Source organism: Modestobacter sp. VKM Ac-2984 (assembly GCF_026967985.1).
Taxonomy (GTDB): domain Bacteria; phylum Actinomycetota; class Actinomycetes; order Mycobacteriales; family Geodermatophilaceae; genus Modestobacter.
The window spans coordinates 599052-616912 of record NZ_JAPVBJ010000001.1 but is presented as its reverse complement, the minus strand read 5'-3'; the positions used below and the strand labels follow the sequence as shown (position 1 = coordinate 616912).

Annotated in this window: 20 protein-coding genes and 1 tRNA gene; 10 read left to right on the top strand and 11 right to left on the bottom strand. The window is 72.9% G+C overall.

Going from position 1 to position 17861, the window contains the following annotated elements:
* Window positions 1-45: 45 nt before the first annotated feature.
* Both O2W16_RS02970 and O2W16_RS02965 read right to left on the bottom strand, forming a co-directional pair.
* Window positions 46-459: an STAS domain-containing protein gene (locus tag O2W16_RS02970; RefSeq protein ID WP_269157300.1), complete on the bottom strand. Its 414-nt coding sequence runs from the start codon at window positions 457-459 to the stop codon at window positions 46-48.
* Between the two features lie 112 nt (window positions 460-571).
* A complete protein-coding gene (locus O2W16_RS02965; protein ID WP_269157299.1) occupies window positions 572-874 on the bottom strand; it encodes a DUF427 domain-containing protein in 303 nt (100 codons plus the stop codon).
* 131 nt (window positions 875-1005) lie between these two features.
* On the opposite strand from O2W16_RS02965, the gene O2W16_RS02960 reads away from it, so the two are divergent.
* Window positions 1006-2058, top strand: coding sequence for an LLM class flavin-dependent oxidoreductase (locus O2W16_RS02960; RefSeq protein ID WP_269157298.1), 1053 nt, complete (start codon window positions 1006-1008; stop codon window positions 2056-2058).
* Window positions 2059-2067: 9 nt separating this feature from the next.
* Here O2W16_RS02960 and O2W16_RS02955 read toward each other — a convergent pair whose 3' ends face one another.
* Complete coding sequence (locus O2W16_RS02955) at window positions 2068-2802, bottom strand: GAF and ANTAR domain-containing protein (protein ID WP_269157297.1); 735 nt, start codon at window positions 2800-2802, stop codon at window positions 2068-2070.
* Between the two features lie 302 nt (window positions 2803-3104).
* Between O2W16_RS02955 and O2W16_RS02950 the strand changes: the two genes are divergently transcribed.
* On the top strand, window positions 3105-4229 hold the full coding sequence (locus tag O2W16_RS02950; protein WP_269157296.1) for a hypothetical protein: 1125 nt from the start codon (window positions 3105-3107) through the stop codon (window positions 4227-4229).
* 70 nt (window positions 4230-4299) lie between these two features.
* Here the strand turns inward: O2W16_RS02950 and O2W16_RS02945 are convergent, their stop codons facing one another.
* On the bottom strand, window positions 4300-4974 hold the full coding sequence (locus tag O2W16_RS02945; protein ID WP_269157295.1) for a response regulator transcription factor: 675 nt from the start codon (window positions 4972-4974) through the stop codon (window positions 4300-4302).
* A gap of 319 nt (window positions 4975-5293) precedes the next feature.
* Here O2W16_RS02945 and O2W16_RS02940 point away from each other — a divergent pair, with 319 nt between their 5' ends.
* The gene (locus O2W16_RS02940) at window positions 5294-5971 is read left to right on the top strand and encodes a response regulator transcription factor (RefSeq protein ID WP_269157294.1); all 678 of its coding nucleotides are present in this window, start codon (window positions 5294-5296) and stop codon (window positions 5969-5971) included.
* On the opposite strand, the gene O2W16_RS02935 is transcribed toward O2W16_RS02940, so the two are convergent.
* Complete coding sequence (locus O2W16_RS02935) at window positions 5955-6734, bottom strand: formate/nitrite transporter family protein (protein WP_269157293.1); 780 nt, start codon at window positions 6732-6734, stop codon at window positions 5955-5957. The two genes, O2W16_RS02940 and O2W16_RS02935, sit on opposite strands and share 17 nt — an antisense overlap.
* 439 nt (window positions 6735-7173) lie before the next feature.
* Here O2W16_RS02935 and O2W16_RS02930 point away from each other — a divergent pair, with 439 nt between their 5' ends.
* From O2W16_RS02930 to O2W16_RS02920, 3 genes are all read left to right on the top strand, one after another.
* A complete protein-coding gene (locus O2W16_RS02930) occupies window positions 7174-7347 on the top strand; it encodes a hypothetical protein (RefSeq protein ID WP_269157292.1) in 174 nt (57 codons plus the stop codon).
* Window positions 7348-7516: 169 nt separating this feature from the next.
* Window positions 7517-8317, top strand: coding sequence for a TIGR02587 family membrane protein (locus O2W16_RS02925; RefSeq protein WP_269157291.1), 801 nt, complete (start codon window positions 7517-7519; stop codon window positions 8315-8317).
* Between the two features lie 12 nt (window positions 8318-8329).
* Window positions 8330-8743, top strand: coding sequence for a hypothetical protein (locus O2W16_RS02920; protein WP_269157290.1), 414 nt, complete (start codon window positions 8330-8332; stop codon window positions 8741-8743).
* Between the two features lie 17 nt (window positions 8744-8760).
* On the opposite strand, the gene O2W16_RS02915 is transcribed toward O2W16_RS02920, so the two are convergent.
* Window positions 8761-8833: transfer RNA gene (locus O2W16_RS02915), tRNA-Arg, on the bottom strand.
* Window positions 8834-9034: 201 nt separating this feature from the next.
* Between O2W16_RS02915 and O2W16_RS02910 the strand changes: the two genes are divergently transcribed.
* Both O2W16_RS02910 and ettA read left to right on the top strand, forming a co-directional pair.
* Window positions 9035-9562: a single-stranded DNA-binding protein gene (locus O2W16_RS02910; RefSeq protein WP_269157289.1), complete on the top strand. Its 528-nt coding sequence runs from the start codon at window positions 9035-9037 to the stop codon at window positions 9560-9562.
* A 114-nt stretch (window positions 9563-9676) separates the two neighbouring features.
* A complete protein-coding gene (gene ettA, locus O2W16_RS02905) occupies window positions 9677-11347 on the top strand; it encodes an energy-dependent translational throttle protein EttA (RefSeq protein ID WP_269157288.1) in 1671 nt (556 codons plus the stop codon).
* Window positions 11348-11495: 148 nt separating this feature from the next.
* Here ettA and O2W16_RS02900 read toward each other — a convergent pair whose 3' ends face one another.
* Complete coding sequence (locus O2W16_RS02900) at window positions 11496-11927, bottom strand: protein-tyrosine phosphatase family protein (protein ID WP_269157287.1); 432 nt, start codon at window positions 11925-11927, stop codon at window positions 11496-11498.
* An 81-nt stretch (window positions 11928-12008) separates the two neighbouring features.
* Here O2W16_RS02900 and O2W16_RS02895 point away from each other — a divergent pair, with 81 nt between their 5' ends.
* Window positions 12009-12422 carry an acyl-CoA thioesterase gene (locus O2W16_RS02895; protein WP_269157286.1) on the top strand — a complete coding sequence of 138 codons (414 nt, stop codon included), beginning with the start codon at window positions 12009-12011 and terminating at the stop codon, window positions 12420-12422.
* Window positions 12423-12510: 88 nt separating this feature from the next.
* Here the strand turns inward: O2W16_RS02895 and O2W16_RS02890 are convergent, their stop codons facing one another.
* From O2W16_RS02890 to O2W16_RS02875, 4 genes are all read right to left on the bottom strand, one after another.
* Window positions 12511-13110, bottom strand: coding sequence for a biotin transporter BioY (locus tag O2W16_RS02890; protein WP_269157285.1), 600 nt, complete (start codon window positions 13108-13110; stop codon window positions 12511-12513).
* 95 nt (window positions 13111-13205) lie between these two features.
* Complete coding sequence (locus tag O2W16_RS02885) at window positions 13206-14717, bottom strand: glycoside hydrolase family 13 protein (protein WP_269157284.1); 1512 nt, start codon at window positions 14715-14717, stop codon at window positions 13206-13208.
* 126 nt (window positions 14718-14843) lie between these two features.
* Window positions 14844-15242, bottom strand: a complete 399-nt coding sequence (locus O2W16_RS02880; RefSeq protein WP_269157283.1) for a globin — start codon at window positions 15240-15242, stop codon at window positions 14844-14846.
* Window positions 15239-16561, bottom strand: coding sequence for an MFS transporter (locus O2W16_RS02875; protein WP_269157476.1), 1323 nt, complete (start codon window positions 16559-16561; stop codon window positions 15239-15241). Before O2W16_RS02875 ends, O2W16_RS02880 begins: the two co-directional genes overlap by 4 nt.
* Before the next feature lie 322 nt (window positions 16562-16883).
* Between O2W16_RS02875 and O2W16_RS02870 the strand changes: the two genes are divergently transcribed.
* Window positions 16884-17855, top strand: coding sequence for an ABC transporter substrate-binding protein (locus tag O2W16_RS02870; RefSeq protein WP_269157282.1), 972 nt, complete (start codon window positions 16884-16886; stop codon window positions 17853-17855).
* The last annotated feature ends 6 nt before the right edge of the window (window positions 17856-17861 follow it).

Genomic DNA, 17861 nt, shown 5'->3' with positions numbered 1-17861 from the left:
AGATGTGTTCGTGCCGTCACGTTGGGTGATGGACCGCCCCTCTCGTCACACCGCCCGCGGTGTGTCACACCCGACGCGCCGGAGCGGCGTGTGCGCCCGTCGTGCGGTGTCGGCGATCAGCTGGTCGAGGCCGCTCAACCGGAGGAGCCGGTCGACGCAGCGGGGGGTCCCGGTCAGCCGGAGTTCCCGGCCCGAGTCCACGGCCAGCGCGTGGGCCGCGGCCAGGCCCCGGAGCCCGCCGGCGTCACACCAGGTCACCCCGGCCGTGTCGAGCACCCAGCGGGGGTTGCTGGTCGTGGACAGGGCCAGGAACGCACCGGTCAGGTGGTGGACCGAGTCCCGGTCCAGTTCACCGCGCAGCACGACGGTCGCGTGCACCCAGTCGACGGAGACGGTGAGCTCCTCGGACGGAGCCCGGCCGGTGATCGGGGGTGAGGCGGTGGTCAGCAGCAGCGACATGGCGAGTCCCAACCGGGGCCCGGGAGTCGAGGTTCCGACGCGCACGGCCCCACGAGCGGGCGGTACGGCCGGTGGTTCGACCAGGCACCCGACCGTACGCCCGTGCCGTCGATCATGCAGCGACGGTGATCCCCGGCGAGAAGGCGACGTAGCCGGCGAAGTCCCGGCCGACCCGGTCGACCGCCGACGGCTTGAGGTCGGGGTAGCTCCAGGCGCCGTCCCTGCGGGTGCCCTCGGGGGTGACCACGTCGAAGTACTGGGCCGGGCCCTTCCACGGGCAGGTGTAGGCCGTCGGGCTCTCGGTGAGTGCGCCGGGCGCGACGGCCGACGGCGGGAAGTACCAGTTGCCCTCGATGCGGACGAGGTCGGACTCGGGTGCCTCGGCGATGACGGTGCCGTCGACGGTGGCGCGCATGGCTGTGGCTCCTCAGCTGCTGTGGTCCTGGACACGCTGGGCAACGCACGCACCGGCCCGGCCCATCCCACCGGGGCACGCGGGAACACCGCCGGGCCCGCCGGCGCTGGCCGCAGGGCAGACGACGAGAGGTGAGTGCAGTGGACAAGCGGATCGGTTTCCTGTCCTTCGGGCACTGGCAGCCCATCCCGGGCTCGCAGGTGCGGACCGGGCGGGACGCCCTGGTGCAGAGCGTCGAGCTGGCGGTGGCCGCCGAGGAGCTGGGCCTGGACGGCGCGTACGTGCGGGTGCACCACTTCGCCCGGCAGCTGGCCTCGCCCTTCCCGCTGCTGACCGCGATGGCGATGCGCACCAGCCGGATCGAGCTGGGCACCGGCGTGATCGACATGCGGTACGAGAACCCGCTGTACATGGCCGAGGAGGCCGCGGCCACCGACCTGCTCAGCGCGGGCCGTCTGCAGCTCGGCGTGAGCCGGGGATCGCCGGAGACGGCGCTGCGCGGCTCGGAGGCCTTCGGCTACGTGCCCGCCGACGGCGGCAGTGACGCCGAGCTGGCCCGGGAGAAGACCACGCTGTTCCTCGCCGCGATCAGCGGGGCCACCGTCGTGGACACGGACCCGCGGATGACCGGCGGGGCGTCCGGGCGGCTCGCCGTCCAGCCGCAGTCCCCGGGGCTCCGGCAGCGCATCTGGTGGGGATCGGGCACCCGGCAGACCGCGGTCTGGACCGCGGAGCAGGGGATGAACCTGATGAGCTCGACGCTGCTGTCCGAGGACACCGGGGTGCCCTTCGACGAGCTGCAGGCCGAGCAGATCGCGCTGTACCGCGCGGCCTGGGCCGACGCCGGCTGGGCGCACGAGCCGCGGGTCTCGGTCAGCCGCAGCGTCCTGCCGATCACCACCGACACCGACCGGCAGTACTTCGGCTCGGGTCAGGGGGGCGACGACCAGGTCGGTCTCCTGGAGGGCGTGCGGGCCCGGTTCGGCAAGAGCTACGTCGGTGAGCCCGACCAGCTGGCCGAGGAGCTGGCCAAGGACGCCGCCGTCCGGGACGCCGACACGCTGCTGCTGACCGTGCCGAACATGCTCGGTGTCGAGTACAACGCCCACCTGCTGGAGACGGTGGTGCGGCACGTCGCACCGGCGATCGGCTGGGTGCCGCCGGGGGAGCGCCCGGCGACCTGAGGGCGGCGGTCAGTCGGTCGTCATGGCCCCGGTGCTGGTCAGCTCGTCGGCGACGTCGAGCAGCTTGCGGTTGGTGTGCGACGACGCCCGCACCAGGAGCTCGAAGGCCTGGGACGCGGTCAGCCGGTGGCGCTCCATCAGGATCCCCTTGGCCTGGCCGATCAGGTCTCGGCTGTCCATGGCAGAACGCAGGTTCGACTCCTGTCGCGCGGCGGACAGCGCGATGGCGGCGTGCGAGGCGAAGATCTGCCCCACGGTCTCCGACTCGGCGTCGAAGGAGTGCGGCTCCTGGGCGAAGAGGTTCAGGGCGCCCAGGTTGTCGCCCTCGGTGAACAGCTGGAAGCTCAGCATGCTGCCGGCACCGCGCCGGGAGGCCTCGGCGGCGAAACGGGGCCAGCGCCTGTCGTCGGCGAGGTCGTCGACCCGGACGGTCTGCTGCTCACGGAGGGCGTCCAGGCAGGGCCCCTCGTCGAACTCGGACTGCAGGGCGTCGATCTCCTGGGCCTGCTCGCTGGTGGCGGCCTGCGGCTCGACACGGCGGCGGATGACCAGGCTGATGCTGGCCATGTCCGTTCCCGGCACGGTGTCCACCGCGGCGGCGGTGATCGACGCCAGGGTCCGGTCGACGTCGCCGTGTTCCTCCTGCAACGTGCGGGCGATCCGGCCCATCACGTCCCCGAGGTCGTCCGGCATCCGGCTGGAGTGATCCGATCCGGCTTCGGCTGGGACCTGTGGTGCGGACATGCGGGCAGCGTAGGCCCCTGGCGCGCGGTCCGCGGCCCGTCGTCCGCACCACCTGGTCGCCGGCAGCGCGCGGACGACGTCACTCCTCGACGGGCGACGCGTGGCAGCTCAGCTCCCCTGGCACCGGGCGCCGCGAGCAGCCGGCAGCTGAACGGTGAGAAGACTCTCTCGGCATCCCCGGGCGTGCCTCGCTCCGACCCCGCAGGCTGTGACCGGCCTGTGACATCAGCTGCGAACAGACGGGTCGTCCACGCACCCCCGTCGGCGAGATGTCCGAACCCCTCAACGCGCTTGGAGCTCTCGTGCGCCCGTCCCGCATCGTGCTGGCAGCGCTGGTCGCGCTGCTCGCCACCGCCACCGCCACGCCCGCTGTCGCCGCCCCGACCGGCGGATCGGGCGGCCCGCTCACCGACCGCACGTTCCAGACCTCCACCGGCGCCGGGTACACCGCTCAGCACCACCTGTACGCGGCCGGGATCGACCGTTCCCAGCCGGTCGGGCTGCTCGTCTACGCCGACGGCACCGGCGAGTACGGGTTCGAGAACCCGTCGGCCAGCTACTCGCTCGGCGGGGTCAACGGCGTCGTCGCCGTGGCGAAGCGGAACAACATGGTCCTGCTGGTGCCCTCCAGCCCCAACCGCGCCTGTCAGTGCTGGGAGCGGGGCGACCCGACCGGGTACGCCGACCACCTCGCCGCGCTGATCGACTCGGTCTACGGCCAGTACGACATCGACCGGGACCGCGTGTGGCTGGGCGGGTACAGCAGCGGCGCGCAGTTGGTGACCCGGTTCCTGTTCCCCCGGCACTCGGAGCTCTTGACCGGCGGCGGGACCATCGTGATCGGCGGGGGTGGCACACCCGCGGTCGCCGCGGACGCGTTCCCCGCGTCGCTCCAGGCCAACGTGCACATGCACTGGGACACCGGCGAGCTGGACACCGACACCAACGGGTCCGCGCCTGGCGGCCTGAACTCGCTGAACGGTCCCTATGGGGCCCAGGCCGGCGAGGCCTGGTACGCCGACCGCGGATTCCAGACGTCGCACGAGCACCCGGCCGGGGTCGGCCACGCCCGGAACGGTCAGTTCGGCACCATCATCGAGGGCGTCCTCAACCGGTACTCCACCCCGATCGCCGGATCCGCACCCGCGGCCGGCCCGCAGCCGTGGGAACACACCGTCACCCCGAGCCGCATCGGCGTGACCGTGTCCGCGTACGTCCCCCCGAACACGGCGCGGACCACCCTCCGGGTCTCCGCCTCACCGTTCGGCTCGCAGACCGGCTTCTACACCTACCGCACGACCGACAACGACGTCGTCCCGCTGTCCCTCACCCGCAGCCTCGCCCCGAACCGGTCCTACCACTACCAACTGGAGACCGGGACGGACCGGACGGTGGTCGCCTCGGGCACCTTCCAGACGCTTCCCTGAGGCGGCCTGCCGTGTCGGACCACGAGGCGGTCGACGGTGCACCCGCGGCGCGCACCCGCCGGGTCGCCGGTCACCCGGGGAGGCGATATCCCATGCCTCGCACCGTCGTCACCACGGTCGGCCGGGACGGCGTGGGCTCGATCTTCTTGCGGAGGCGCCACACGTGGACGTCGACGAGCCGGGAGTCGCCGACGTGGTCCGCGCCCCAGACCCGTTCGATCAGCTCTTCCCGGCTGACCGCCCGCCCGCGTTCGATGGCGAGCTCGCTGAGCAGCTTGAACTCCGTCCTGGTGAGCGCGACGGGCTCACCGGACCGGGTCACCATCCCGTCTCGGGGGGCGATGTCCAGCTCGCCGACCTGGATCCTCGGTCCTGGCAGCCCGCGCGTCCGGCGGCCCAGGCCCCGGATGCGTGCGGACAGCTCTTCGGTGGTGAAGGGTGCGACGACGTAGTCGTCCGCCCCCGCGTCCAGCCCGACGACGACGTCGCGGCTGGTGGTCCGGAGGGCGATCACGATGATCGGGGTGTCCGTGCGCCTGCGGATGGCGCGGCACATCTGGAAGCCGTCGCGGTCGGGCACCTTCAGGTCGAGGAGCACGACGTCGTGCGGCCGCTCGTCCAGGAGGCGGAGCCCCCGCCCCTCGGTCGCCGCCTCGGTCACGTCGAGTCCCTCCCGCCGGAGCGTCGTCGCGAGGACGCGACGGATGTGTTCGACCCCCTCGACGACGAGCACGGAGTACGACACCCCGAGGGTCTTCCCGCTCGGGCGTCGCTGAACCGCCGTCGCACGGCCTCGGGCTCCGGAGGCCCGGTGGTCGTCCCCGGTCCCGGTGCCGGGTGGACGCGGCGAGGACCGCTGAGTCAGGGACGACGAGTGGCCTGCGCTGCCCGCCGCAGGGCAGGATCGAGGAGTCGGCCACCGCACGACCCGCGGCGCCAGTGCGCTCGGGGACTCGCGGGGTGGCCGGCCCGCGCGCGGGGCCCGTCCAGCGGAGCTCCGCGCGACCTCGAGGACCGGGGTCTGTCTGCGGGCGATCGCGAAGGGCCTGACCGTGGTGCACTCGGTGCTCGTCATCCAGGAGGACGCGGCGCGGCGTCGAGACCTCAGCAGGGGGTTGGCCGCTGAGGGGATCGAGGTGCGCGAGGCCGGGACGGCTGCGGACGCACGGCGGCGGCTGTCGGAGCGCCGTGCCGATGTCGTGCTGATCGAGATCACGCGGTCCGACCGGGCCGGCCTCGCGATGTGCCGGGAGCTGCGCGACAGCTGGCAGACCCCGGTGATCGTGCTCAGCGCCCGGCGGGGGAGCCGTGACGTCGTGGCTGCGATCGACGCAGGTGCCGACCACCACGTCTCCACGCCGTGGACGGCGGAGGAGGTCTCGGCACGGGTCCGGGCGTTGTGCCGCCGCCACCAGGGGGGCGCGAGCCCGCGGCGGATCCCTGCGGGGGACCTGGAGATCCTGCCGGACGGCGGGGTGGTCCTGTGCGCCGGACGTGCTGTCGACCTCACCCGGACGGAGTTCTGCATCCTGCGGGAGCTGGCGCTGGCGCAGGGGTCCGTCGTCTCGCAGGAGGACCTCCTCGACCGGGTCTGGGGGCCGGGGTACCGCGGCGACCGTGCGCTGCTCCACACCCACGTGCGCAGGCTCCGGACGAAGGTGGAGCCCGACCCGGCCCAGCCGCAACTGGTCACGACGGTGCGCGGGCGTGGCTACTCGTGTGGCTTCATCGGGAGCTCTTGACCTGTGCCGTGTGCGTCAAGGTGATCAACAGCAGGCCACCGGCGAGGTTGCCGGCCGTGGCCAGCCCGACGTTGCGGAACAGGTCGACGTAGGTCACCGCATCGGACAACCAGACGCCGAAGAGGATCTGCAGGCCCGAGACGGCGGCGTGGTCGAAGGGGCCGAGGGCGAGGAAGAAGCCCACCATCGCGCTGACCAGGATGCGCGCGCTGACCGAGTTCACCGCCTTCAGCATGTACGACAGGAGGGTGACCAGTGCCCCGGCGAGAACGGCCCGGGCGAGGGTCGGGGCCCAGCCGAGCGATGCGGTGGCCTCGGCGAGGTGCACCAGCACCTGGTCGGCGTCACCGGGCAGGGCGCCCTCGACCGTCATGACCCCGACCAGCGCGGCGCCGCCGACGAGGTTGAGCAGCAGGATGGTGCCCCACAGCCGCACCATGCGGACCCAGACCCGCACTCCGCCTTCCTCGATGGCGGCCGCCACCGGGTCGAAGAAGTTCTCGCTGAACAGCTCGGTCCGCCCGACGATGAGGAAGACCACCCCGAACGAGAAGCCGACGGCGCCCACCACCTCGGCGGGCCGCTCGCCCATCGCCGAGTCCAGCAACGCCACGATCACGCCCAGGGCCACGATCCCGAAGACGATCGTGACCCCCGCGATGAAGCCGGTGCTCACCTGCTCCAGCGGGGGCATGTACAGCCGCCGGTGCCCCTCCTTGCGGGCGCGCTCGTAGATCTCGTCGGGGTCCGGTGCCACAGCCATGGGCCTGAGCTACCACCGGCCCGGTGCCGGGACACCTGTTCGCCGGCGGTATCGCCGCCCTGGTCGACGAGCAGGCCGAGGGAATGCACGGCCCGACGGGGGGGCGGCGGCCTGGTCTGGCGGGAGGCGCCGGCGGTGGCCGACGCCCACATCGAGCCGCCGGCGTGGACGCGGCACGAGCTCCGCAACGGCGAGCGGTACACCGGCCCGGTCGACGTCGTCCTCGCCGACGTGGGCTTCGAGCCGGGTCGCGAGCCGGGCCCCGCGGCGCCGAGACGTGCCGCGCAGGCTGAGCGCCCGACCTGCCCCGTGCCGGGTCCGCTCGTCCTTACGGCTTCCTGACGACGGCGATGATCGGGGATTGGGATCGCAGGTGGCTGGGCATGTCGGCCGTGCGTACATCCGACGTCGGCCATGGCCGACCGACCCGAGGAGAACGATGACCAGCATCTCACTGCCCGCACGCCGCAACCGGTGGCGCTCCGCCGCGGCTGGTGTCGCCATCGCCGCCGCGTCCTTCACCATGACCGCTTGCGGAAGTGAAGAAGAGGGCGTCGACGACACGGGCGTGGTCGAGGAGGGCGACGTCCTCGAAGAGGAGGAGGACGAGTAAGACTCGTCTGGTCGCGACAGCTGAGTCGGTCGGCGGGGTGCGAGGTCTGCGCCCCGCCGACCGATTGCGTTCCGGCGGCTGACCGGCTCGGGACCTGGCGCAGCCGGCCGCCCTGACCCGGATGCCGACCGCAGCCACAGGGCCCACCTGCCGTCGGCGAGGGAGCGCGATGCCACCGCAGACCGAGATCCACCACCTGACCCGGGGGTTCGGCCGTGCGGTCGGCGGGGCCCTGTTGTTCGCCCTGCCCGTCCTGATGACGATGGAGGTGTGGCGGCTCAGCCTGAGCGTCGACCGCCACCGGCTCCTCGTCCTCACCGTCGGGACGATCCTCCTGGTGGTCGGCCTCGCCCGGCACCTCGGCGTTGCCGGAGGTGGTTGGCGCGCCGCCCTGGTGGACGCGGGCGTGGCGTTCCTCGCTGCGGCCGTGGCCGCCGCGGTCGTCCTCACTGCACTGGGCGTCCTGGACTGGCTCAGGGACTGGCGGGACGCGACGTCGGTCCTCGGACTCGCCCTGCTGCCGGCCGCGGTCGGTGCCTCGTACGCCCGGGCCCAGCTCGGCGACGGAGGCTCTCCCTCGGCCAGGTCCGGGTACGGCCACGAGGTCTTCCTCATGGCGGCCGGTGCGGTCGTGTTCGCAGCCAGCCTGGCGCCGACGGAGGAGATCGTGCTGCTGGCGGCCACGATGACCCCCTGGCACACGCTGGCACTCCTCGGCGTCACGCTCGCGCTGATGCACGCGTTCGTCTACCAGGTCGGCTTCGGTGGGCAGGAGCACGATGACGGCCCGGTCCGGGCGTTCGTGGGCTTCACCCTCGTCGGCTATGCGGTGGCGCTGTGCCTCTCGGCCTACCTCCTGTGGGCGCTCGGCCGCTTCGACGACACCGGGCTGGTCATGGTGGTCACCGAGACGGTCGTACTCGCTCTCCCCGCGGGCCTGGGTGCCGCGGTGGCCCGGCTCATCCTGTGACGAGAGGGAACTGTGTCTGATCCGGACGAGGACACCGAGAGCACGGAGCACGGTGGCACGTCGGTTGCCGAGTACGCCGTGGGCGGACTGGGCGCACTGCTCGTGCTGCTGCTGGTCGCCTTCCTCGGCTACCAGGCCCTCGCCGTCCGGGAGAGCGGACCGGAGCTCGCTGTGGAGATCACCGCGGTCCGGTCGGTGGGCACCGGGTACGAGGTGCGCCTGGACGTGACCAACGACGGTGGCACCACCGCCGAGGCGGTCCACCTCGGCGGCGAGCTGAGGCGAGACGGTCGGCAGGTGGAACAGGCGTCGGCCAGCATCGCCTACGTCCCTCCGGAGAGCCTGCGGGAGGCGGTCCTGGTCTTCACCGCCGACCCACGCGACGGCGACCTCGCCGTCGGCGTGGAGGGTTACCACCCCGCGTGAGGTGACGGAGCCAGGGGCGCGCCCGGCAGGGATCGAACCTGCGACCAAGTGCTTAGAAGGCACCTGCTCTATCCACTGAGCTACGGGCGCTCGCGGCCAGATCATCGCATCGGACCGGGCCACCGTGCCGGAACCGGGGGCGTAGCGGTCGGCCCCGACTGCTCGGCGCTGCTCGTCCACAGCCGGCGGGCGCGTCCACAGTCCGCGCTGACGCCTGTCCTGGCCCGCCGCTGCGCTCCACGGTGGTCCCAGCCCGGCAGGTCGCCGGGGGACCGCACCCTGAGGAGCACCGTGAACGACACCCCTCTGCACGTCGTCGGCAACGTGGTCGACGTCCCGCGCCAGAACCGGACCAGCAACGGGTCGGTGACCAACTTCCGGATGGCCTCCACCTCCCGCCGCTGGGACGAGGAGACCAAGGGCTTCGTCGACGGCGCCACGCTCTGGATCGACGTGGCCTGCTGGAACGAGCTGGGCGGCAACGTGGCCCGCAGCGTGACCAAGGGCGACCCGGTGGTCGTCGTCGGCAACCTGCTGACCGAGTCCTGGGAGAGCGAGGCCGGGCGCCGCAGCGCGAACCGGATCAAGGCGATCGCGGTGGGGTTGAACCTCGCCCGGGGCTGGTCGGACTTCACCCGGCCGCCGCGCGTCGACCGGTCCGCCGGGCTCGCCGCCCCGCAGGAGCCGGGCGAGGACGAGCCGCCGACCGCGGACCCCTACGCCCACCGCCCCACGGACTACACCGAGGGGGCGGAGACGTTGCACAACTCGGACTCCGAGGTCACGTCCGAGGAGCCGGCGGTCCCGGCGCTGACGTGACCCTCCCCGGCTGGGAGGATCGGAGCTGAGAACGCAGGGGGCGGGGCCGGTGCTCGCCGGGCACGGCCGCCCGCCCCGCCCCCCACTCGCGACCCGACGGAAGGCTCCCACTCAGTGGCCCAGTACATCTACTCGATGGTCCGTGCGCGCAAGGCGCACGGCGACAAGGTGATCCTCGACGACGTGACCCTGGCGTTCCTGCCCGGCGCCAAGATCGGTGTCGTCGGCCCCAACGGCGCCGGCAAGTCGACCGTCCTGAAGATCATGGCCGGCATGGAGACCGCCTCCAACGGCGACACCGTGCTCGCCCCCGGCGCCTCGGTCGGCATCCTGGAGCAGGAGCCGCCGCTCAACGAGGACCTCGACGTCCGCGGCAACGTGGAAGAAGCGGTGAAGGACCTGCGCGCGGCGCTCACCCGCTTCGAGGAGGTCAGCGCCGCCATGGGGGAGCCCGACGCCGACTTCGACTCGCTGATGGCCGAGCAGGGCGAGCTCATGGAGGTCATCGAGAACGCCGACGGCTGGGAGCTCGACAACCGCATCGAGCAGGCGATGGACGCACTGCGCTGCCCGCCCGGCGACGCCGACGTCCGCGTGCTCTCCGGTGGTGAGCGTCGCCGCGTGGCGCTGTGCAAGCTGCTGCTGGAGGCCCCGGACCTGTTGCTGCTGGACGAGCCCACCAACCACCTGGACGCGGAGAGCGTCGCGTGGCTGGAGCAGCACCTGGAGAAGTACGCCGGCACCGTCGTCGCCGTGACCCACGACCGGTACTTCCTGGACAACGTGGCCCAGTGGATCCTCGAGCTCGACCGCGGCCGGGCCTACCCCTACGAGGGCAACTACTCCACCTACCTGGAGACCAAGCAGACCCGGCTCAAGGTCGAGGGTGCCAAGGACGCCAAGCGCGCCAAGCGGCTGAAGGACGAGCTGGAGTGGGTCCGCTCCGGCGCCAAGGCCCGCCAGGCCAAGAGCAAGGCGCGGCTGGCCCGCTACGAGGAGATGGCCACCGAGGCCGACAAGTTCCGCAAGCTGGACTTCGAGGAGATCCAGATCCCGCCGGGCCCGCGGCTGGGCAGCGTGGTCATCGAGACCAAGGACCTCACCAAGGGCTTCGGCGACCGGGTGCTGATCGACGACCTGTCCTTCACGCTGCCGCGCAACGGCATCGTCGGCGTGGTGGGGCCCAACGGCGTCGGCAAGACCACGCTGTTCAAGATGCTGGTGGGCGAGGACAAGCCCGACGACGGCGACATCAAGATCGGTGAGACGGTCAAGGTCGCCTACGTCGCGCAGGACCGCAGCGGCATCGACCCGGCCAAGAGCCTGTGGGAGGTCGTCTCCGACGGCCTGGACCACATCAAGGTCGGCAACGTCGAGATGCCCTCCCGCGCCTACGTCTCGGCGTTCGGGTTCAAGGGCCCGGACCAGCAGAAGAAGGCCGGCGTGCTCTCCGGCGGTGAGCGCAACCGGCTGAACCTGGCGTTGACGCTCAAGCAGGGCGGCAACCTGCTGCTGCTCGACGAGCCCACCAACGACCTGGACACCGAGACGCTGACCAGCCTGGAGGGGGCGCTGCTGGAGTTCCCCGGCTGCGCCGTGGTCGTGAGCCACGACCGCTGGTTCCTCGACCGGGTGGCGACGCACATCCTGGCCTACGAGGGCGACTCGAAGTGGTTCTGGTTCGAGGGCAACTTCGACGACTACGAGAAGAACAAGGTCGAGCGGCTCGGCCCGGACGCCGCCCGCCCGCACCGCGCCACCTACCGGAAGCTCACCCGGGACTGACGAAGGACCCCCGCTGCCCCCACGCCTCGTTCCTCGGCACGGGCCCCGGCAGCGGGGCCGGGGGAGGCATCGACGGCCGGCCGGAGCTCTGCGCTCCGGCCGGCCGTCGCCGCGTGGCGGGTCTCCGCTGCGCGGGGCACGGGACGGGTCAGCCGCCGAACCGGGCGACGAAGCGCATCTGGCTGCGGGTCTCCACGGCGTGCCGGCGGTAGTGCCCCCGCACGAAGGCGACCGCCCGGGCCGGCGGGAGCCCGTCCAGGACCGCGAGACAGGCCAGCGCCGTCCCGGTGCGGCCGGTGCCGCCCGCGCAGGCGACCTCGACCCGCTCGGTCTCCGCCCGCTGCCACAGCTCACGGAGTGCGTCGTGCAGGTCGCCGGGGGCGGTGGGCAACCGGAAGTCCGGCCAGCGCACCCAGCGGGTCGTCCAGGGGACAGGACACGGGGGTCGGCCCAGCAGGTACAGGCCGTACGTGGGCATCGGATCGCCCTCAGGCAGTGGCCGGCGCAGGCCACGACCGCGGACCCGGCGTCCCGACGGCAGCACCAGCACGCCTGGCTCGGTCTCTGCCCACGGGTCCACGAGCGCACGGTAGGCCTGCACGGGGCGCGGGGGAACAGGGCCGGTGCGGACGGCGGCGGGCCATGAGGCAGGGTGACCGGTGTGAGGCACACCGTCGCCGTCCCGATGCGCTGGTCGGACATGGACGCCTACCAGCACATCAACAACGTGGCCTTCCTCGGCTACTTCGAGATGGCGCGGGTCGACCTGTTCTTCGACCAGCCGACCCACGACGAGAAGACCGGCCTGCGCCGGGGCATCGTGGTCGCGACCCACGAGATCGCCTACAAGCGGCCGGTGCTCTACGACGCCGACCCGCTGCAGGTGCAGATCTGGGTGTCCGGCGTCCGGGCTGCCGCGTTCACCTGCCACTACGAGCTCTTCGACCACGGTCAGCTGGCCGTCACCGGGAGCACCCTGCTGGTGACGTTCGACTTCGCGCTGAACCGGCCGCGCCGGCTCACCCCGGAGGAGAAGACCTTCCTGGCCCGCTACCTCGACGAGCCCGGCGACTGATCAACCGGAGCGACGAGAACCGCCCCGCTGCGGCATCCGCGGAGGCGGACACCGCAGCGGGGCGGTCCTGGTCAGGTGCCGGGCGTGGTCAGCGGCTGCGGCGGACCAGCGCCCAGGCGCCGCTCAGCACACCGGCGGCCACGACCGCCTTGACGAGGCCTCCGACGATGAACGGGTAGAAGCCCGCCTCCAGCGCCGCAGAGGCCGAGAGCCCGGCGCTGACGGCCAGCCAGGGCACCCCGACGGCGAAGATGACCGCCTGGCCGGCGACGAACAGCGGCGCGGCCTTCAGCGGCTGCCGGTCCATCCCGTGACGGGCGGCCAGGCCGATCAGGAAGGCGGCGGGGATGAAGCCGACGACGTACCCGCCGGTGGCACCGAAGACGACCTCGACGCCGCCGCTGGCCTCCGAGTAGAACGGGAGCCCGACCAGTGCCGCGATGATGTAGACGGCCTGCACCGCCACCCCGCGGACCGGCCCGAGGCTGGCCGCGGTCAGCACGACCGCCAGCGTCTGGCCGGTGATCGGCACCGGGGAGCCGGGGACCGGGATGGACACCTGGGCCAGCAGTGCGGTGAACAGCACGCCGAGCCCGACCAGTGCGACGTTGCGCGCCCGGACGGCCGGCACGAGGTCGGCGAGAACGAGTGGGCGCGCCGGGAGCGCGGGCAGCGAGGCAGTGGCCACGGGTCCTCCTGAGGTGCAGGTCGGCGCGGTGCGCCGTGGGTCGGCTGAGAGTCTGCCCTACCCGGGCGCGTACCCGAAGGGCTGGTCCGCCCAGGTCACGCCCGCAGCCACACCGCGCCGTCGACCGGCACCGCGCCGTCGGTGACCGGCGCGCTCGCCAGGAGGACGTGCCCCTCCGGCAGCGGGACCGGGGCGGCCGAGAGGTTGAGCAGGCAGACCAGCCCACCGGGTCGCCGGAACACCAGGCAGCCCTCCGGTGCGGGCAGCCACTCCACGCCGTCTCCGGCGAAGGCGGGGGAGTTGCGGCGCAGCGCCAGCGCTGCCCGGTACAGCGACAGCATCGAGTCGGCATCGGCCGCCTGGGCCTCGGCGGTCAGCGGCGCCCAGCCGGCGGGCATCGGCAGCCAGGTGTCGGCGGTCGTGGAGAACCCGTACGGCGGCTGGTCGCCGGACCAGGGCAACGGCACCCGGCAGCCGTCCCGGCCCCGCTCGGTGCGCCCGGAGCGCTCCCAGATCGGGTCCTGCAGCACCTCGTCGGGCAGGTGGACGTCGGGCATGCCGAGCTCGTCGCCGTTGTAGACGTAGGCGACCCCGGGCAGCGCCAACTGCAGCAGCGCCGCGGCCCGCGCCCGCCGGGTGCCCACTTCGCCACCGCCGTAGCGCGTGACGTGCCGCGGTCGGTCGTGGTTGGACAGCACCCAGCAGGCCGGCGCCGGCGTCGGCGCAACCGTGTTCAGCGAGTGCTCCACCGCTGCCTGCAGCTCGGCGGCGTCCCACTCGGCGGTCAGCAGTCGGAAGTTGAAGGCCAGGTGCAGCTCGTCGGGGCGCAGGTAGTGGGAGAGCCGCTCGTCGTCGAACACCCACACCTCCCCGACGGCCATCCGGTCGGGGTAGGTGTCGAGCACCGCACGCACCCGCCGGTGCAGGGCGTGCACGTGGTCCTGGTCGAACCTCAGGTCCCCCGGTCCGTCGTCGGCGAACAGGCCGGTGTCCTCCGCGGGCACCATGTCCGGCAGCCCCGGTGGTTTGGCCATGCCGTGCGCCACGTCGATCCGGAAGCCGTCGACCCCGCGGTCCAGCCAGAAGCGCAGCGTCTCGTCGAGGTCGGCGACGACCTCGGGGTTCGAGTAGTCCAGGTCGGGCTGCTCGGGGGCGAACAGGTGGAGGTACCACTGGCCGTCGGGCACCCGGGTCCAGGCCGGTCCGCCGAACACCGAGGGCCAGTTGTTCGGCGGCTGCGCGCCGTCCGGGCCGGACCCGTCGCGGAAGAAGTACCGGTCCCGGGCCGGTGAGCCGGCCGGGGCGGTCAGCGCCTCGGCGAACCACTCGTGGTCGTGGGAGCTGTGGTTGGGCACCAGGTCGATGGTCACCCGCAGGCCCAGCTCGTGGGCGTCGTGCAGCAGCGCGTCGAAGCCGGCCAGGTCGCCGAAGACCGGCTCCACGCCGCGGGGGTCGGCGACGTCGTAGCCGTGGTCGTGCATCGGCGAGGGGTAGAACGGCGTGATCCAGAGCGCGTCGACGCCGAGCTCGGCGAGGTACGGCAGGTGCGCGCGGATGCCGGCCAGGTCACCGACGCCGTCGCCGGTGGCGTCGGCGAAGCTGCGCACGTAGACCTGGTAGAAGACCGCGTCCCGCCACCAGTCAGCGGTGGTGGGGGAGACGGGCGTCGGGTGCTGGCTCAGCGGAGGCTCCTCGGGAGGTCGGTGCAGGTGCGGCCGCGGCGCAGGGGTCGGTCAGCGGTTCTGCATGCTGTGCGCCGCCAACTCCAGGTAACCCCACAACGTCGCGTCCTGCTCGGCGGTCAGCCCGAGGGAGTCGACGGCGGCCCGCATGTGGGTCAGCCACGCGTCGCGCGCCTTCTCGTCGACGGCGAAGGGTGCGTGGCGCATCCGCAGCCGGGGGTGCCCGCGCTCCTCCGAGTAGGTGCGCGGCCCGCCCCAGTACTGCTCCAGGAACATCCGCAGCCGGGTCTCGGCGCCCTCCCAGTCGTCCGCCGGGTACATCGGGCGCAGGATCGGGTCCTCCCGGACCGCGCCGTAGAAGTGCGCGACCAGGGTGCGGAAGGTCTGCTCGCCGCCGATCTCGTCGTAGAAGCTGCCCGCCGAGGGCAGCGACCGGCTCGTCTCGCTCATGACTGCGATGGTCCTCCAGGGACGGGCGCCGGGTGCACGGGGGCGGTGGCCGCCGCGGGTCGGCTGCGCCGCAGGGCGATCAGTGGGACGACGACGACGACCAGGCCGACGCCGCCCGACAGTGCCACCACCGTGCTCGGCGTCAGGGCCTCGGCCCCGAGCCCGGCCAGCACCACACCGAGCCCCTGGACGCCGGCGAGCCCCGCGGCCGCCACCCCGAACGCCCGCCCGCGGTAGGCGCTGGGCACCGCCTGCACGAAGGCGACGTTCAGCGGGATCGAGCAGGCGCCGCCGATCCCGGCGACGAAGAAGAGCGCCACCACGGCGGTGAACGCCGCGGTGCCGGTGCCCAGCCACACCGGCACCAGCCCGGCCAGCAGCACGCCGGTCAGCGACAGGGCCACCAGCGGGGCCAGCAGTCGTTCGCGGACGTGCGGCGGGCAGAACCGGCCGACGACCAGACCGCCGAGGGCGGTGCCCGCCGGTGCGGCGGCCAGCAGGACGCCGGCGGCCGCGGTCGTGCCCTGCAGCTGCAGACCCAGTGGGGTGGCGATGCCTTCGGGGGCGTTGACGAACAGGGCGGCCACCCAGAGCACCCCGACGATGGACAGCAGCCGGGGCGTGGCGGCGACGAACCGCATGCCGCTGGCGGTCTCCCGCCACAGCGACCGGACCTCGGCCTCGGGATCGGCCAGCCCGGGCGCCGGGCGGGGCTGCAGGCCGAGGGCGAGCCAGCCGGCGGAGACGGCGAAGGTGGCGGCGTTGAGCAGCAACGCCGCCGAGGGGGAGAAGTGCAGCAGCAGGGCGCCGCCGAGCAGGAAGCCGATCAGCTGGGACACCTGGGCCGTGACGCCGGTCAGCGAGGTGGCCACGGCGTAGCGGTCGCCCTCCAGCACGTCGGCCATCAGCGCCGACCGGGCCGCCTCGAAGGGGGGCGAGCACAGCGACACCAGCAGCAGCAGGCCCAGCAGCAGCGCCAGCGGCATGCCCGGGACCGCCATGCCGGCCACCAGGACCGCGCGGATCACGTCGCTGGTGATCAGCACCCGGTGCCGGGGGAGTCGGTCGGCCAGCGCGGCCAGCACCGGGCCACCGAGGACCCACGGCAGGTAGCTGATCCCGAACGTGACAGCTGACAGCAGCGCCGACTGGGTGCGCTGGTAGACGAGCACGGTCAGCGCGACCCGGGCGAGCTCGTCGCCGATCGTGGAGAGCAGGTAGGAGCCGAACAGCGGACGGAACTCACCGACGGCGAAGACCTGCCCGTAGGTGGCCGGCCGGCTGGTCGCGCGCGGTGGACGCGAGCGGGGGCGGCTCAGCAGCGTCCCCTGCCCTCAGCGGCGGCGATCACCGTTCGTGCCCGTTCCATGACGCGGGAGTGTGGCAGGTCGGTGGCGCACCGTCGTCCACCGGCAGTGGAGCCGCCCGGCGTGCCGCCCACGTTCCGGTACCGGGACGCCCGGCTGCGGCCCGGCCTGCTGCGGGGCGGGCGGCTGCCGCACGACGGAAGCCCCCGTTGACGTGACCGGCATCACGACCTAGCGTCCGCCGGCACCCACCCGAACGTCGTCCCGCTGTCTCGTGAGCGGCGGCCGCCGAGATCTACTGGAGGAACGCGTGCTCAGGACGTCCAGGAGCTCGATGGTGGTGGGCTCGATGGTGATCGGCGCCCTGGTGCTCGCCGGATGTGGCGGCGGGGACGACGAGGTGGCCGAGCCCGCGGCCGGTGCGGCGACCGATGAGCTGACCACCGTGCGGGTGGGCGCGATCCCGATCGTGGACGTGGCGCCGCTGTACCTCGCCCAGGAGGTCGGGATCTTCGCCGACCACGGCCTGGAGGTGGAGCCGTTCCTCGCCCAGGGCGGCGCCGCCATCGTGCCGGCGGTGCTCTCCGGGGAGGCGGAGTTCGGCTTCTCCAACATCACCAGCCTGTTGCAGGCCGAGTCGCGCGGGGTGCCGCTCGCACTGGTCGCACCGGGTCCGGGGGCCACCGGCGACCCGGAGGAGGACTTCGCTGCGGTGATCGTCCCCGAGGACTCCGACGTGCAGCAGCCGGCCGACCTGGCCGGGAAGAGGATCGCGATCAACTCGATCAACAACATCAGCGACACCGTCGTCCGGGAGACCGTCCGGCAGGACGGCGGCGACCCCTCGTCGATCCAGTTCGTGGAGCTGGCCTTCCCCAACATGGTCGCCGCGGTCGCCGACGGCTCGGTGGACGCGGCCTTCGCCGTGGAGCCGTTCGCCACCGTCGGGGTGAGCCAGGGCATGCGCGTGGTCGCCGCCCCGTACACCGAGACCGACGAGGCGCTCACCGTCGCCGGCTACTTCACCTCCGACCCGTACGCCGCGGAGAACCCCGAGATCGTGCAGGCCTTCGCCGACGCGATGGAGGAGGCGCAGCAGTACGCCACGGAGCACCCCGACGAGGTGCGCGAGGTGCTGAGCAGCTACACGAACATCGACCCGGCGATCGCCCAGGAGCTGACGCTGCCCACCTACCAGACCGAGATCAACCGCGACTCGGTCGCACGGCTGCTCGAGCTCGGCGTCGAGGACGGGATCATCCCCGAGGGCGTGGACCTGGAGAACGTCTTCGCCGACCTGGAGTGAGCGGGC

What these genes read in the sequence shown, in the direction of transcription:
- O2W16_RS02955 (WP_269157297.1), bottom strand. Translation starts at nt 2,802, where the DNA reads ATGTCCGCACCACAGGTCCCAGCCGAAGCCGGATCGGATCACTCCAGC.
- O2W16_RS02935 (WP_269157293.1), bottom strand. Translation starts at nt 6,734, where the DNA reads ATGGCTGTGGCACCGGACCCCGACGAGATCTACGAGCGCGCCCGCAAG.
- O2W16_RS02930 (WP_269157292.1), top strand. Translation starts at nt 7,174, where the DNA reads ATGACCAGCATCTCACTGCCCGCACGCCGCAACCGGTGGCGCTCCGCC.
- O2W16_RS02970 (WP_269157300.1), bottom strand. Translation starts at nt 459, where the DNA reads ATGTCGCTGCTGCTGACCACCGCCTCACCCCCGATCACCGGCCGGGCT.
- O2W16_RS02925 (WP_269157291.1), top strand. Translation starts at nt 7,517, where the DNA reads ATGCCACCGCAGACCGAGATCCACCACCTGACCCGGGGGTTCGGCCGT.
- O2W16_RS02870 (WP_269157282.1), top strand. Translation starts at nt 16,884, where the DNA reads ATGGTGGTGGGCTCGATGGTGATCGGCGCCCTGGTGCTCGCCGGATGT.
- O2W16_RS02965 (WP_269157299.1), bottom strand. Translation starts at nt 874, where the DNA reads ATGCGCGCCACCGTCGACGGCACCGTCATCGCCGAGGCACCCGAGTCC.
- O2W16_RS02880 (WP_269157283.1), bottom strand. Translation starts at nt 15,242, where the DNA reads ATGAGCGAGACGAGCCGGTCGCTGCCCTCGGCGGGCAGCTTCTACGAC.